The organism is Streptomyces huiliensis (assembly GCF_020037025.1).
Lineage (GTDB): Bacteria > Actinomycetota > Actinomycetes > Streptomycetales > Streptomycetaceae > Streptomyces > Streptomyces huiliensis.
Genome location: NZ_JAIQLH010000173.1, coordinates 17,618 through 31,548 on the forward strand (window position 1 = coordinate 17,618; position 13,931 = coordinate 31,548).

Annotated in this window: 15 protein-coding genes; 9 read left to right on the forward strand and 6 right to left on the reverse strand. The window is 73.5% G+C overall.

Annotated features, from left to right (window positions below; translation table 11 throughout):
- Positions 1-14 precede the first annotated feature (14 nt).
- The 4 genes from JNW98_RS25470 to JNW98_RS25485 all read left to right on the forward strand — a co-directional run bounded on the left by JNW98_RS25470 (position 15) and on the right by JNW98_RS25485 (position 2,540).
- Entirely contained in the window at positions 15-581 is a 567-nt protein-coding gene (locus tag JNW98_RS25470; protein WP_223770638.1) for an NUDIX hydrolase, read from the forward strand.
- A gap of 285 nt (positions 582-866) precedes the next feature.
- The gene (locus JNW98_RS25475; protein WP_223770639.1) at positions 867-1,718 is read left to right on the forward strand and encodes a helix-turn-helix domain-containing protein; all 852 of its coding nucleotides are present in this window, start codon (positions 867-869) and stop codon (positions 1,716-1,718) included.
- On the forward strand, positions 1,691-1,909 hold the full coding sequence (locus JNW98_RS25480) for a DUF397 domain-containing protein (protein WP_223770640.1): 219 nt from the start codon (positions 1,691-1,693) through the stop codon (positions 1,907-1,909). Before JNW98_RS25475 ends, JNW98_RS25480 begins: the two co-directional genes overlap by 28 nt.
- Positions 1,910-2,036: 127 nt before the next feature.
- A complete protein-coding gene (locus tag JNW98_RS25485) occupies positions 2,037-2,540 on the forward strand; it encodes a GNAT family N-acetyltransferase (protein ID WP_223770641.1) in 504 nt (167 codons plus the stop codon).
- 627 nt (positions 2,541-3,167) lie between these two features.
- Here JNW98_RS25485 and JNW98_RS25490 read toward each other — a convergent pair.
- Positions 3,168-4,088, reverse strand: coding sequence for an NADP-dependent oxidoreductase (locus tag JNW98_RS25490; RefSeq protein WP_223770642.1), 921 nt, complete (start codon positions 4,086-4,088; stop codon positions 3,168-3,170).
- Between the two features lie 61 nt (positions 4,089-4,149).
- Positions 4,150-5,652, reverse strand: a complete 1,503-nt coding sequence (locus JNW98_RS25495) for an MFS transporter (protein ID WP_223770643.1) — start codon at positions 5,650-5,652, stop codon at positions 4,150-4,152.
- 176 nt (positions 5,653-5,828) lie between these two features.
- Between JNW98_RS25495 and JNW98_RS25500 the strand changes: the two genes are divergently transcribed.
- Positions 5,829-6,275 (forward strand): MarR family winged helix-turn-helix transcriptional regulator, encoded by a 447-nt coding sequence (locus JNW98_RS25500; RefSeq protein WP_223770644.1) that lies wholly within the window; start codon positions 5,829-5,831, stop codon positions 6,273-6,275.
- 202 nt (positions 6,276-6,477) lie between these two features.
- Positions 6,478-7,470, forward strand: a complete 993-nt coding sequence (locus JNW98_RS25505) for an MBL fold metallo-hydrolase (RefSeq protein WP_223770645.1) — start codon at positions 6,478-6,480, stop codon at positions 7,468-7,470.
- 30 nt (positions 7,471-7,500) lie between these two features.
- On the opposite strand, the gene JNW98_RS25510 is transcribed toward JNW98_RS25505, so the two are convergent.
- A complete protein-coding gene (locus JNW98_RS25510; RefSeq protein WP_263421203.1) occupies positions 7,501-8,130 on the reverse strand; it encodes a TetR/AcrR family transcriptional regulator in 630 nt (209 codons plus the stop codon).
- Between the two features lie 306 nt (positions 8,131-8,436).
- On the opposite strand from JNW98_RS25510, the gene JNW98_RS25515 reads away from it, so the two are divergent.
- Entirely contained in the window at positions 8,437-9,765 is a 1,329-nt protein-coding gene (locus tag JNW98_RS25515) for a serine-threonine protein kinase (protein WP_223770647.1), read from the forward strand.
- A gap of 131 nt (positions 9,766-9,896) precedes the next feature.
- Entirely contained in the window at positions 9,897-10,508 is a 612-nt protein-coding gene (locus tag JNW98_RS25520) for a hypothetical protein (protein ID WP_223770648.1), read from the forward strand.
- Between the two features lie 94 nt (positions 10,509-10,602).
- Here the strand turns inward: JNW98_RS25520 and soxR are convergent, their stop codons facing one another.
- On the reverse strand, positions 10,603-11,055 hold the full coding sequence (gene soxR / locus JNW98_RS25525) for a redox-sensitive transcriptional activator SoxR (RefSeq protein WP_223770649.1): 453 nt from the start codon (positions 11,053-11,055) through the stop codon (positions 10,603-10,605).
- A gap of 11 nt (positions 11,056-11,066) precedes the next feature.
- A complete protein-coding gene (locus tag JNW98_RS25530; RefSeq protein ID WP_223770650.1) occupies positions 11,067-11,741 on the reverse strand; it encodes a TetR/AcrR family transcriptional regulator in 675 nt (224 codons plus the stop codon).
- A 178-nt stretch (positions 11,742-11,919) separates the two neighbouring features.
- Between JNW98_RS25530 and JNW98_RS25535 the strand changes: the two genes are divergently transcribed.
- On the forward strand, positions 11,920-12,477 hold the full coding sequence (locus JNW98_RS25535; protein ID WP_223770651.1) for a DUF2165 domain-containing protein: 558 nt from the start codon (positions 11,920-11,922) through the stop codon (positions 12,475-12,477).
- A gap of 48 nt (positions 12,478-12,525) precedes the next feature.
- Here JNW98_RS25535 and JNW98_RS25540 read toward each other — a convergent pair whose 3' ends face one another.
- Positions 12,526-13,608: a Zn-dependent alcohol dehydrogenase gene (locus JNW98_RS25540; RefSeq protein ID WP_223770652.1), complete on the reverse strand. Its 1,083-nt coding sequence runs from the start codon at positions 13,606-13,608 to the stop codon at positions 12,526-12,528.
- Between the last annotated feature and the right edge of the window lie 323 nt (positions 13,609-13,931).

A 13,931-nucleotide genomic window follows, 5' to 3' on the forward strand; every position in this document is an offset into this window, starting at 1 on the left:
GCTTGAATGGCCCCATGACCGACCGAAGCGATCACCCTCAGCCCCTCTCGGCGGACGAGATCCTGGACGTGGTGGACGAACAGGACCGGGTCGTGGGCCAGGCCCCCCGAGCCGAGATCTACGCCCGCCGCCTCCTCCACCGCTGCACCTTCGTCCAGGTACGCGACGCGGCCGGCCGCCTCTTCGTCCACCGCCGCACCGCCCAGAAGCTGATCTTCCCCTCGCACTACGACCTCTTCGTCGGCGGCGTCCTGGGCACCGGCGAGACGTACGACGAGGCGGCCCTCCGCGAGGCGGAGGAGGAACTGGGCGTCACGGGCCTCCCCGCCCCCACCCCCCTCTTCCGCTTCCTCTACCGCTCGGACGAGCACGGCGGCTGGTGGTCGGCCGTCTACGAGGTCCGCTGCGACCTGGAGGTCCGGCCCCAGGCGGAGGAGGTGGACTGGTACGCCTTCCTGCCGGAGGACGAGGTCGCGCGGCGGTTGCCGGAGTGGCAGTGGGTACCGGACGGGCTGGAGGCGTGGCAGAGGCTGCGGGAGTGGCGCCGGGATCGCGCCCAAGGGCGGACGAACGCCGACTGATCCGGCATGAACCTCAGGCGGATGAACGGCGCCCCCGGCGCCCCGCACCGACGGCGGTTGATCGACACCCTGCTCGAACCGGCCCCCTTGGTGGGCGAGTTCCTGCCCGGCGGGACCGAACCGGCGTGTGCGGCGCCGCCGACCGGGCATCATGACGGCAACAATCGAACACAGCATCAGCCGTTACGGTGCCGGCCGCACGATTCCCCTGACCGGCTTCCGCCTCCACCCCTATGCTCTGCCGTCCAGACCCTGAGGAACCGGCTCTTTGTGGGGGACGCAACCATGCCTGAACGCACGCCGTTTACCGCGTACCAGAGGCGCGTGGCCGAGCTGGGCGAGGCGATCAGGGCGCGTCGGCTCGCCAAGGGCTGGCTGCAGAAGGATCTCGGCAGGGAGGTCGCCCTCGGCCACACGGCCATCTCGCACTTCGAGAGGGGCACTCACATCCCCCGCCGCGACGTCACCCTCCGCATCGACCGGGCACTGGACGCGGAAGGGGACATCTTCAAGCTCCGCGACGAGATGGACGACAACCCCGACGCCGGGCGCGTCATAAAGTACCTGGCCAAACACTCCAAGGCTGCCACGATTCGACAGATCTGCTCCTTCTGGACTCCGCCCCTGCTGGAAACCGAAGAGCACATCCGTCTGTCCCTGGAAGCCGGCATGAGCCGCCATGGCGGCGACCTCGACGAGAAGATGGCCTTTCGCGCGAAACTCTGCGAAATCATGCTCCGACCCAACGCTCCCAGACTTGGCATCGTCCTTCGCGAAGCGGTCTTGCGCGACATGATCGGCAATGAGCAGTCCATGCGCCGCCAACTGCTCTACTTGGTCGAACGATCCCACGAGCCGAACATCGACCTCCGCGTCCTCCCCTTCGGCGTCGGCAGCGGCGTCAACGATGTCGGCTTCGTGACCATGTGGGAAGACCCGAACGGCCACCGAGGCGCATGGCACCCGCAGGGCACTACTGACGGCCTGTTTATCAGTGGCCACTCGGCCATCACGGCTCTCAACAACCTCTACGATCACTTGCATCAGCTCGCACTGGACCAAGAGGCGACACGGCAGTTCATTACCAAGGTAGTTGAGGAGCTATACCCATGCCGACCCAATATTCCCTCTGCATAACCTATTGGCGCAGCAGTACCCACAGCGCCGGCGGCGGCCAATGCCTCCAGGTCCCCGCCGAAAAGATCCCCGGCCTCATGCCGGTCCGCGACTCAAAGGCCCCGGACCGGGGCCTCTTGACGCTCCCCGACGCGGCCTGGAGCCGCTTCGTCACCGCCGTAGCCGAGCCGAACGGCCCTCTCTCCCCCTGACCGGGCCGCCGCCGGAGGGGCAGCGGCACGACGCGGGGACTGCTGCCCGAGGTCGGTGGCAGGGCCTGGCGGTATGCGGGGGAAAACCCGGGGCCCGGACGGCCGCGCGCTGCTACCGTCGGGCGCCATGAGCTGGCTTCCCGATGACTTCGTCCACCCCGTCCTGGTACCGCTGCCGGGCGGTGCCCATCACCTGCGGCCGATCCGGGAGGCGGACACCCCGCTCGACTATGCGGCCGTGATGGGTTCGCGCGAGCGCCTGTGGACCATCTTCGGTCCGGCCTGGGGCTGGCCCGCGGCCACCATGACCTACGAGGCCGACCGGGCCGACCTGTTGCGGCACGAGAAGGAGATCGCCGCACACCAGTCCTTCAACTACGCGCTGTTCGACGCGGCGGAGACGGCTCTGCTCGGCTGTGTCTACATCGACCCACCGGAGAGGGTCGGCGCTGACGGCGAGATCTCCTGGTGGGTGGTGGACGAGCTGGTGGGCAGCGAGGTCGAGCAGGCCCTCGACGCGCTGGTGCCGCAGTGGATCGCCGCCGACTGGCCGTTCGAGCGGCCGCGCTTCCTCGGCCGTGAGATCTCCTGGTCGGACTGGCTCGCCCTGCCGGAGCACCCCGACGCGTGAATCGTGTGATTGCCTCGCCCACGTGTACGGCAACGCGGCCGACCATCCGGACCGGTTGCGCCGGCGTCCGTCAGGCCTGACGGACGCGGAGTGGGTGACCGTCCGGCCACTGCGGGCACCGTCGACGCGCAGTCGGTGCGGGCCGCCGCGACGGTGCCGACCGTCTGGCGCGGCCAGGACGGCGGGAAGAAGGTGCCGGGCCGACGGCGGCTGCACCGGCTCCCTCGTCGGCGGGTGCCGGAACGGACTCGCCCTGACCTTGGAGATCGTCCAGCGCACCGACGACACGGCAGGGTGCGTATGCCGCCCAGGCGCCGGGGGGCCAAGCGCACGTTCGCGTGGCTGATGAACTCCCGCCGTCCGGCCCGGGACCACGAAACCCTGCCCGCCACCAGCGAGGCGATGGTCCGGTGGCCGATGGTCACGCGGATGAGCCGGCGTCTGGGACGGCCACGGTCCGTCGGCCGGCACCGACCCCGACGCTCCGGGAGGAGCCACCCGCGCTCCGCCAGGCGCCGGGCTTTCGACCGCGATCCCTCGCGGAGCGCGGTCTCAGGGGGCCTGGGGGCTTGCCCCCCAGGAATCGGTGAAGGGGCGGGACCGGGGCACAGCCCGCCGCAGGCGCCCCTACGGCACCAGCACCAGCTTCCCCCGCGTGTGCCCCTCCGCGCTCCGCCGCTGCGCCTCGGCGGCCCGCTCCAGTGGGAACACCTCCGCCACCTCCACGCACAGCCGCCCCCGCTCCGCCAGATGGCCCAGTGCCGCGAGGTCCGCCGCGTCGGGGCGGACCCACAACAGGCGGCCGCCCATTTCGGTCACGGCGGGGTCGGCGATCGAGACGAGGCGGGCGCCGGGGACGGTGATGCGCGAGGACGTCTTGATGACGCCGCCGCCGACGAAGTCGAGGACGACGGAGGCGCCCTCGGGGGCGAGTGCGCGGAAGCGGTCGACGAGGCCGTCCCCGTAGGTGACGGGCTCGGCGCCGATCGAGCTCAGGTACGCGTGGTTGCGCTCGCTCGCCGTGCCGATCACCCGGGCGCCGGTGTTCCGGGCGAGCTGGACGGCGAGCGAGCCGACGCCGCCCGCCGCCGCGTGGATGAGGACGGTGTCGTCGGGGCCGACGCGGGCGGCCCGCAGCGCCTGGTAGGCGGTGAGGCCGGCCAGCGGCAGCCCGGCCGCCTGCTCGAACGAGACGTTGGCCGGCTTGCGGGCCAGGGTGCGCACCGGGGCGGAGACGAACTCGGCGTAGGTGCCGCGCGAGAGGAAGTCCTCCCGGACGTAGCCCATGACCTCGTCCCCGACCTTGAACTCGGGGGTGTCCGCGCCGAGCCGGACGACGATCCCGGACACGTCCCAGCCGGGGACGACCGGGAAGACCGCGTCCAGCTGCCCGTCCAGGTAGCCGGCCTGGGCCTTCCAGTCGACCGGGTTGACCGCCGCCGCCCTGACCCCGATGAGCACGGAGTCCGGGCCGACCTTGGGCTCGGGGACCTCGCCGTACTCCAGGACCTCGGGTCCGCCGTAGGCGTGGTAGCTGACAGCCTTCATTCTGATGCTCCTCGGGTCCTCAAGTCGTCCGCACGTCGTCCTCAGTCGTCGCACACGGTCTTCAGCGCGTGGCGCCCGCCGTCTCAGCGTCCGTCGCCGGAGCGGCGCCCGCCACCGCAGTGGACCGCAGGGTGTGAATCGTCCGCAGTCCGAGCACGGCGACCAGCGACACCAGCCCGAACGCCACGGCGGCGATCACGAAGGTCAGGGTGAACTGGCTCTCGGCGGGCAGCTTGGGCAGGCCCGGCGGCAGGTGCTCGACGCTCTTGGAGGCGAGCACGGTGGTGACCATGGCGCTGCCGATGGCGCTGCCGGTGGAGCGGGAGATGGAGTTGATGCCGTTGGCGATGCCGGTCTGCTGCGGCGGCACGCTGCCGACGATCACGGCGGGCATGGCCGCGTAGCCGAAGCTGATGCCCGCGCCGACCAGCATCCCGCCCGCGATCACGGAGAAGGCGTGGTCGTGGTCGTGGTCGATGGCGAGCCAGGCGAAGCCCAGGGCGCCGGCGAGGGAGGCCAGGTAGAGGACCGGGCGCGGGCCGTGCTGCCGGACCAGCTTGCCGCCGATGGGCGCGGCGAGCAGCGAGACGAGGGTGCCGGGGAGCAGGAACTCGACGGAGGCCCGCAGGATGCTGGCGTCGAAGCCGTAGCCGGTGAGCCTGGACGGCATCTGGACGAGGTACGAGACGCCGATGAACAGGGCGAACGAGCCGAAGCCGACGAGCAGCCCGGCGAGGTTGGCGAAGAGGACCGGCCGGTGGGCGAACATCCGCATGTCGACCAGCGGCTCCTTCACCTTCCGCTCGACGAGCGTCCACACGGCGGCCATGATCACCGCGCCGGCGAAGCAGCCGAGCGTGCGGGCCGAGGACCAGCCCCACTCGTGGCCCTGCGAGACGGGCAGCAGGAGCAGGACGAGGGTGGCGGCCAGGGTGAGGGCGCCGAGGACGTCCGTCCGGCCGCCGGTGGTCTCGCGGGTGGCGGGGACGAGGGTGGCGACGGCGATCAGGGCCAGCGCGGCGAGGCCGGTGGCCAGCCAGAAGGCGCTGCGGTAGTCGGGGTTGTCACCGGAGGTGAGCAGGCCGACGGCGACCAGGGCGAGGCCGCTGCCGAACGCCAGGGTGCCGCTGACCAGGGCCATCGCGCCGGGCAGCCGGGCCGGGCGGATCTCCTCGCGGAGTACGGAGAGGGCCAGCGGGAAGATCGCGGTGGCGGCGCCCTGGAGCACCCGGCCGACGATCAGCCAGAGGAGCGAGTGCGTGGTGGCGGCCAGGACGGATCCGGCCACCATGACGACGAGGACGCCGATGAGCGTCTGCTTCTTGCCGTGCTGGTCGCCGAAGCGGCCGAGCAGCGGGGTGAAGACGGCGGCGGAGAGCAGGGTGGCGGTGGTGACCCAGCTGACGTTGGCCGGGGTCGTCTCCAGGTCGCTCTGAATGAGGCCGAGGATCGGCACCACCAGGGTCTGCATCATCGAGACCACCATGGCGGCGAGGCTCAGGGCGAAGACGACGACGGTCTCGCTCCGCTGCCGGGCCGGGGTGGCGGGCGCTGGTGTGGTCATGGCCGGTTCGTTCCTCCGTTTGCTGCGTGGCCGTCTGCTGCACGGCATTGCACGGCATCGATGCTTCACGACGTTGATGCTTGAGGTCGTCAAGCAACTGGGTAACGGTAGGCCCGATGCTTGAGGTCGTCAAGTTAATGATTTAGGACATCAACCTCTTGAGTAGACTGGCCGGCATGACCGCCCCGACCGCCTCGACCTCTCCCGGCAAGTCCCAGCTCCTGGAACTGGTGGCGGCCCTCGGCAGCGCCCAGTGGCAGGACTTCTCCACCTCCGCCGCCCGGCACGGCCTGACCGGCGCCCAGGCCAAGCTGCTCGCCCAGCTCAAGGGCCCGGTGCCGATGCGCGGCCTGGCCGCCCTGCTGGTCTGCGACGCGTCCAACGTCACCGGCATCGTTGACCGGCTGGAGGCGCGCGGCCTGGTGCGCCGCGAGCCCGACCCCTCCGACCGCCGGGTGAAGAACGTGGTGGCCACGGAGGAGGGGCAGGAGACCATCCGCCGGGTCAGGGAGGAAATGATGCGGGCCACCGGCGACGCCCTCGACGCCTTCGACGACGAGGAGCGGGCCGTCCTGCACGGCCTGCTGGAGCGGCTGCGCACGGGCCTGGAGCGCCGGGGCTGAGCGGAGCCCGCACTCGTGTGACGACCGGAGCCCGCACGCACGCGCCGACCGGAGCCCGCACCCGCGTGACGACCCCAGCCCGCCCTCCCGTACCGACCGGAGCCCGCCCTCCCACATCGCCGCCCGCGTCCGTATTCTGACGGCCGGTCCGGTTCCGCGCACCCGGCGCGGGCCGGGCGCACCCCGAGGAGAGGCGCGCACGATGTCGAGCACCAGCACCCCCCTGCCCGGCCCCCAGGGAGCGTCCGGCTCCCCCGGGGCCGCCGAGCCGCCCGCCGGGCCGGAGGCCGTCCCCGCCCCCTACACCCAGCCGCTGGCGCCCGGGGTGAGCGCCTACGTCCAGCCCGACGGCGGTTGGTGCCTGAACAACGCGGGCTTCGTCACCGACGGCGGCCGCACCCTGCTGATCGACACCGCCCCCACCGTCCGCCGCGCGGAGCTGCTGCGCGACGCCGTCGCGGCGAGCGGCGCCCCGGCGCCCTCCCTCGTCGTCAACACCCACCACCACGGCGACCACACCTACGGCAACTGCGTCTTCGCCCCCGACGCGACGATCGTCGGGCACGCCGGCTGCCGGGAGCAGACCCTGGCCGTCGGGCCGCAGTTGCACGCGATCTGGCCGTGGGTCGAGTACGGCGACGTCCGGATCACTCCGGCCACCCTCACGTACACCGACGAGCTCACCGTGCACATCGGTGACACCGAGGTCCGGCTGATCCACCCCGGCCCGGCGCACACCGTCGGCGACACGATCGTCTGGCTGCCGGAGCGGCGGATCGTCTTCACCGGCGACCTGGTCTTCAACGGCGGCACGCCGTTCATCCCGTTCGGCTCGCTCAGCGGCTCCCTCGCCGCGCTGGACGTACTGCGCGACCTGGACGCCGAGACCGTCGTCCCCGGCCACGGCCCGGTGACCGACCCCGGCGTGTACGACACCGTGGAGCGCTACTTCCGGTACGTCGAGGAGCTGGCGCGCGCCGGGCACGCGTCGGGGCACACCCCGCTGGAGGTGGCGCGCGAGGCCGACCTCGGCGAGTTCGCGGCGCTCCAGGAGAGCGAGCGGCTGGTCGGCAACCTGCACCGGGCCTACGCGGAGCTGGACGGGCTGCCGCTGGGCGCGCCGCTGGACCTGCCGAAGGTGCTGGGGGACATGGCCGAGATGAACGGCGGCCGGCCGCTGGCCTGCCACGCGTAGCACCTCGGCCGCATCCCGGTCGGCAAGGACCTACGGCCGCAGCGCCCGCAGCAGGAGGTCGGCGAGGTGGTCGCCGACCTCCCGGGGGGTCAGCGGCCCGTCCGGGCGGTACCAGCTGCCGAGGTGGTGCAGCGAGCCGAAGTGGTAGTCCACCACCAGGTCGGCGGGGGTCGCCCGGCTGAAGACGCCCGCCCGCTGGCCCTCCTCGATGAGCGCCCGGAACCGCTCGTGGTAGCGCCGGCGTTCGGCCCGGACCCGCCGGTACTGGTCGGGGCCGAGCTGGTGCATGGAACGGAAGAAGATCTTCGTGTCGTCCATGTTCTCGATGGTGGTCACGGCCACGTCCGCCGCCGCGTCGCGCAGCCGCCGCTCGACCGGGGCGTCCCGGTCCGCCACGGCGTCCAGCCGTTCCTGCTGCTGGCGCAGGACGCGTGCGTAGATCTCATGCAACAGGTCGTCCTTGGAGCCGAAGTAGTGGTACAGGGCACCCTTGGTGACCCCGGCCGCCTCGACGATCTCCTGTACGGAGGTCCGGTCGTAGCCCTGGTCCGCGAACAGCCGGGTGGCGGCGGCCAGCAGCCGCTGCGGCACCGGCCTCCTGCTACACCCCGCCGTTCCGTACGTCCCCGCCGTTCTTCCCGCTCTCTCCACCCTCTTCATCGGATCCCACCCCTTTTGTCGCCTGGTGACGCTGATGTGCCGCGCCGGCCGGCGCGGCTCCCCCGGAGGGATCTTGCCACTCACGCGTTCGAGCGTTCCGGGCAGGATGCCCCGCCGGGGGCGGGAGTTGGGCCTTCCGCCTGCCCTCTGGCAGGTTCCGGACACGGCGCGGCGCGGGCCGCCCGCCGGGCCGGGGGACCGGAACGCGCCACACCGCGTACGAACGCAGGAGCGGGGGCGAGAAGGCTGGACAGACCCCCTTGACAGCAGGACCATGCGCGCACACCGACCGGCACAGGGGGCTCCATGGCGGACATGAGTGTGCAGCCGTACTGGGAACTGACCTTCGGCAAGGACGGGCGCGTCGAACCCGGCGAGCGGGACACCCTCCTCCGAGGGGTCGCGGAGGAGAACCTCACCGATCTGGTCATCTTCGCGCACGGCTGGAACAACACCCGCGCCACGGCCACCGCCCTCTACCGCCGCTTCTTCACCCCGTTCCCCGTCCTCCTCGACACCCTCACCGCCCCCGGGGACCGGCCGCGCGTCGGCTACGTCGGCGTGATCTGGCCGTCACTCCGCTTCGCCGACGAGGCGCCGCCGTTCCTCGCCGTACCGTCCGCCGGGGCCCCGCAGCCCGGCCTCCCGCCCGGCACCCGCGAAGCCCTGGCCCTGGCCTTCCCCGGCCGGGAGGCGGTGATCGGCCGGCTGGCGGAGCTGGCCGAGCGGCAGCCCGAGGACCGGGCGCGGCTGGAGGAGTTCACCGGCCTCGTCCGCACCCTGGTCAGCCCCCGCCCCCGGGAGGCCGACCGGGAGGCCGACCGGAACGGCGGCGACGACGCCTGGGCGCGGGACACCGAGTCCGAACCGACCGTGCCGGCCATGTTCGCCGACAGCGCGGTCGAGGTCTGCGGCCAGTTCGCCGCGGCGCTGGAGGCCACCGGCGCCGAGCCGGCCCCCGGCCTCTTCGGCGGCGCCCTCGGCCGGGTCTGGCGCGGCGCGCTCGAACTGCTGCGGCAGGGCACCTACTGGGAGATGAAGCGGCGGGCCGGCGTCGTCGGCCGGGAGGGGCTCGGCCCGGTGGCGGGCGAGCTCGCCGGGCGCGGCCCGCGCGTGCACCTGGTCGGCCACAGCTTCGGCGCCCGGCTGGTCGCGTTCGCGCTCGGCGGCCTGCCGGACGGTGTCCGGATCCGGTCGCTGACCCTGCTCCAGGGCGCCTTCTCGCACTACGCCTTCGCGCCCCGGCTGCCGTTCGCGCCCCGCCGGGGCGGCGTCCTGCACGGCCTGACGGACCGGGTCGAAGGCCCGCTGATCTGCTGCCACTCCGGGCACGACAGCGCGCTCGGCACCCTCTACCCCCTCGCGTCCCGGCTCGCCGGCGACGCCGACTCGCTGCTGGGCGTGGACCTCACCCGCTGGGGCGCCCTCGGCTACCAGGGCATCCGGGACGTGCCGGGCTGCTCGGCCCGCACCCTGGCCGAGGCCCTGGCGGACGGCCTGCCCGCCGAGGGCTGTGTGAACGTCGACGCCTCGGAGGTGGTCAGGACCGGCGGTCCGCCCTCCGGCGCGCACAGCGACATCTGCCACGAAGAGCTCGCACGTGTCGTCCTTCGCGCCGGACTGGGCATGCGCTAGCGGACGGGACCGTCCCGCGCCGCTCCGGAGGGATCCGAATCGCGCCGCGCTACGTCCCAACCGTGCCGGCCCGCGACGGCCGGCGGCGCCAACAGAGGACGTCCGAGTCCGCTCGCCGGAGGTGGGAAGCAGTGGCAGGTTTCAGAGCTCTCGCACGAGAGGTGCGCAACCCGGGGAACACCATCGCTCTGCGAAGGACGTCACTCCGCAAGTGCCTCGAACGCTTCGCCCCGTACGGACACCGGGCCACCTGGCACCACCTGTGCGCCCGGGCGGGGCTGGCCCCCGACGACCGTTCGCCCGACCCCGTACGGCTGATCCGCGCCCTGGAGGAACTGGAGGAGGCACGCGAGCTGTGGCTCGCCTACGAGGTGGAGTTCGCCGGCCGCCGCCGGCGCGAGAAGCACGACGGCATCCGCCAGCCCAGCGCCCTCGACGACTGGCACCGCAACACGTGGGGCGGATGTGACATCGTCCCCTGCGCCTCCCCCGACCTCCAGCCGCGGGCCCGGCTGGCGGACGTCCTGCGGCGGGTGATCGACGCCATGGAGTCGGCGCCCGGGGACAGCTGCCCGGTCTGCGCCCAGGAGCGCATCGAGTGGCGGACGGGGCTGGAGCGGCACCCGTGGGAGGGGCCGGTGTGCACGGACTGCGGCATCGTGGTGCCGGTCGCCGTCCTCACGCCCGCGGCGCTGGCCGCGGCGCGGCGGTACGCGTTCGCGCCGCGGTACGCGGTGGCGTGAGGGAGCGCGTCAGGGCCCGGCCGGGCACCGCGCGGGCGTCGCCCCCAGCGGAAGGGGGACGCCCCGCGGTGCCCGGCCCGGCCTCCGGACCGGCTCAGCCGCCCAGCAGCGAACCGCAGCCCTGCCGGCCCCCGAACCGGTCGTCCGGATTGGACAGCGCGCACTTGTCCAGCGAGAGGCAGCCGCAGCCGATGCACCCGTCGAGCCGGTCCCGCAGCCGCTCCAGCCGCTTGATCCGCTCGTCGAGCTCGCCGCGCCACGCCTCGGACAGCTTCGCCCAGTCCTCGGCGGTGGGCGTGCGCTCCTCCGGCAGCCGCGCCAGCGCCTCCCGGATCGTCGCCAGCGGGATGCCCACGCGCTGCGCGGCCCGGATGAAAGCCACCCGGCGCAGCATGTCGCGGTCGAACCGGCGCTGGTTGCCGGACGTGCGGCGGCTGCTGATGAGCCCCTTGGACTCGTAGAAGTGCAGGGCGGAGACGGCGGCGCCGCTGCGGGCCGCCAGTTGCCCGACGGTCAGCTCGTGCAGGGTCGTGGGTATCTGTGGCACGCTTCCCGACCCTACGTCAGCCGGCCGGCTTCCGGGACGGGCGGAGCGTCCGTCGCGGGCCGCGCGTCCGTCGCGGGCCGATGACCGACCATGCGCAGGGCCAGGCCCGCGTAGAGCTCGCCGACCTCCTCGGGCGTGCGCTTGCCGTCGTCGCGGAACCAGCGGGCGACGTCGACGCAGAGGGAGAGCAGTGCGAGGCTGGTCCCGCGGACGTCGGGGACGTCGAACTCCCCGGCCCGGACGCCGTCCTCGACGATGGAGCGGACCGCGGCGTCGGTCTCCCGGCGCAGCGCGGTGATCTCGGCCCGGTGCTCCTCGGCGAGCGCCCCCAGTTCGTACTGGACCACCCGGGCGGTGGTGTGGTGTTCCGCGTGCCAGCGAACGAACGTCCGTACCGCGTCGGCGAGTCGCTCCGCCGGTCCTCCGGAGCCGTCCCTGGCCCGGCTGAGGATGCCGAGCGCGAGCCGGTGGCCCACGCCGCTGATGCGGTGGAGGAGGTCCTCCTTGGTGCGGAAGTGGATGTAGAGGGCGGCGGGGCTCATGCCGGCACGGCCGGCGATGTCCCGGGTGGTGGTGGCGTGGTAGCCGCGCTCGGCGAACGCCTGGACGGCCGCGGTCAGCAGCCGCCGGGCCGCGTCCGGTGTGACGTCCGCCCACTCCTCGGCCCGTCCGGCCCCGGCGTCCATACGGCCCCCTCGTCCTCGGCTGTCCCCGGCCCCTCCCCCTCCGGAGGGAACGACACCTTACCCCGCTCCTGAGCAGGCGCTCAGCCCGCGTACACGGCGGCGGACGCGGGCATGCTGCCCTCAGGCGGCGGCTGTTCCGGACCGGCTCCACGCCGGTCCCCGGCGGAAGGGGGACGGCATGGCGGGCGGACGGGTACGGGCGGCGGTACGGGGCCGGGCGGGCCGGGTGCGGCGGGACGGGCTGCCCCTGGCGGCGACGGTGCTCACCGGCACGGTGGCGCTCCTCATGCTGCTCGTGGTCTTCGGCAACATCACGGACTTCGACACCAACCGGCAGTTCGTCCGGCACGTCCTGGCCATGGACACGACGTTCCAGGACGACGACCTCACCTGGCGGGCCGTCACCTCGCGCCCCCTCCAGGACCTCGCCTACTTCCTGATCATCGCCTGGGAGGCGCTGACGGCGGCGGTCCTGACGCTGGCGACGGCCCGGTGGCTCCGCGCCCTCCGGCACGGCCCCCTCGCCCCGGCCCGGCGCGCCACGACGCTCGGGCTGGTGCTGTACCTGCTGCTGTTCGGGGCGGGGTTCCTGGCCGTGGGCGGCGAGTGGTTCGCGATGTGGCAGTCGTCGCGGTGGAACGGGGTGCCCGCGGCGGAGCGCCAAGTGGTGCTGGGCGGCCTGGTGCTGCTGGTCGTCCACCTGCCGGGGCTGCGGGACGACGGCGTCCTGGACTGACGCGCGGCGGGGCGCGGCGCGACGTGGGGGCATTGGGGGCGTGGGGGCTCAGAAGACCACCAGGGAGCGCCCGCCGCGGCCGGCGAGCATCGACGCGAACGCGTCGGGGATGTCCGCGAGTCCGATCCGCCGCGTGATCAGCGCGGACAGGTCGAAGCGGCCCTCGCGGACGTGCGCGGCGAGGACGGGCAGGTCGCGGGCGGGGTCGGTGTTGCCGTAGACGCAGCCGGAGAGCGTGCGGCCGGAGTGGAAGAGCTCCAGGGGTGAGAAGGCGACCCGCTGGTCCCGGCCGCCGACGCCCACGACGGTCGTCCGGCCGCCGCGCCGGGTGGCCGTCCAGGCCGTCCGGATGGTCTCCGGCCGGCCGACGCACTCGATCGCCACGTCCGCGCCGTGCCCGCCGGTCAGCTCCCGGACGCGCCCGACCGCGTCCTCCCCCGCGGGGACGAACTCGGTGGCGCCGCAGGCGCGGGCCAGTTCCTCCTTCTCCGGGGAGACGTCCACCGCGATCACCTGCCCCGCGCCCGCGAGGCGCGCGGAGCGCACGGTGGCGAGCCCGACCCCGCCGACGCCGACGACCACCACCGACTCGTCCGGCCGCACCCGGGCGCTGTGGTGCACCGCGCCGTAGCCGGTCAGCACGGCGCAGCCCAGCAGCGCCGCCTCGGTCAGCGGCACGCCCGCGGGCAGCGGCAGCACGGCGTCGGCCCGGACGACCGTCTCCTCGGCGAACACGGCCGTCCCCAGTGCCGGGTGGAGCGGCGTGCCGTCGCCGCCGAGCGTGGCGTACGGCTCCGGCGCGTTCGTCAGCGACTCTGCGCACAGCCACGGCTCGTCGATCCCGCAGAAGTGGCAAGCGCGGCAGGCGGGCGCCCAGTTGAGCACCACCTCGTCCCCCGGCGCCACGTGCGTGACGCCCTCCCCCACGGCGGTGACCGTCCCCGACCCCTCGTGCCCGAGCACGGCCGGGACGGGCTGGCGCAGCGTCCCGTTGGCGAGGGACAGGTCGGAGTGGCAGACCCCCGCCGCGGCGATCCGCACTCTCACCTGGCCCGGTCTCGGGTCCGGCAGGTCGATGTCGGTGACGCGGAGGGGGGCTCCTACGGCGGTCAGGACGGCGGCGCGGGTCACGGGCGGTCACCTCTCGGTCGGCGCGGCGGAACCGGAACGGGCCGCCCACACATTAGGGCCCGTGGGGCCCGTCGTCACGGGGGGTGTTCCAGTCCCGCCCCTTCGCCGATTCCCTGAGGCAAGCCCCCGGACTCCCTGAAACCGCGCTCCGCGCGGTTGTCCTCAAGCGCCGGACGGGCTGAAGTGCGCGCCCAGGCCGAATCCAGCCCGTTGGGGGTGCCCCCTCTGGGGGAGGGACCGGGGCACCTCACCCCCCGGGCTCCACCACATCCCGCTCCCCCACGTTCTCGACCTGATCCCGCTGGGCGATATCCGGATGGTGC

Excerpts from the sequence above, each read along its gene's own strand:
- JNW98_RS25485 (WP_223770641.1), top strand. The coding sequence starts at position 2,037 with ATGAGCTGGCTTCCCGATGACTTCGTCCACCCCGTCCTGGTACCGCTG.
- JNW98_RS25490 (WP_223770642.1), bottom strand. The coding sequence starts at position 4,088 with ATGAAGGCTGTCAGCTACCACGCCTACGGCGGACCCGAGGTCCTGGAG.
- JNW98_RS25510 (WP_263421203.1), bottom strand. The coding sequence starts at position 8,130 with ATGAAGAGGGTGGAGAGAGCGGGAAGAACGGCGGGGACGTACGGAACG.
- JNW98_RS25515 (WP_223770647.1), top strand. The coding sequence starts at position 8,437 with ATGGCGGACATGAGTGTGCAGCCGTACTGGGAACTGACCTTCGGCAAG.
- JNW98_RS25505 (WP_223770645.1), top strand. The coding sequence starts at position 6,478 with ATGTCGAGCACCAGCACCCCCCTGCCCGGCCCCCAGGGAGCGTCCGGC.
- JNW98_RS25495 (WP_223770643.1), bottom strand. The coding sequence starts at position 5,652 with ATGACCACACCAGCGCCCGCCACCCCGGCCCGGCAGCGGAGCGAGACC.
- JNW98_RS25480 (WP_223770640.1), top strand. The coding sequence starts at position 1,691 with ATGCCGACCCAATATTCCCTCTGCATAACCTATTGGCGCAGCAGTACC.
- JNW98_RS25500 (WP_223770644.1), top strand. The coding sequence starts at position 5,829 with ATGACCGCCCCGACCGCCTCGACCTCTCCCGGCAAGTCCCAGCTCCTG.
- JNW98_RS25470 (WP_223770638.1), top strand. The coding sequence starts at position 15 with ATGACCGACCGAAGCGATCACCCTCAGCCCCTCTCGGCGGACGAGATC.
- JNW98_RS25535 (WP_223770651.1), top strand. The coding sequence starts at position 11,920 with ATGGCGGGCGGACGGGTACGGGCGGCGGTACGGGGCCGGGCGGGCCGG.
- JNW98_RS25530 (WP_223770650.1), bottom strand. The coding sequence starts at position 11,741 with ATGGACGCCGGGGCCGGACGGGCCGAGGAGTGGGCGGACGTCACACCG.
- JNW98_RS25475 (WP_223770639.1), top strand. The coding sequence starts at position 867 with ATGCCTGAACGCACGCCGTTTACCGCGTACCAGAGGCGCGTGGCCGAG.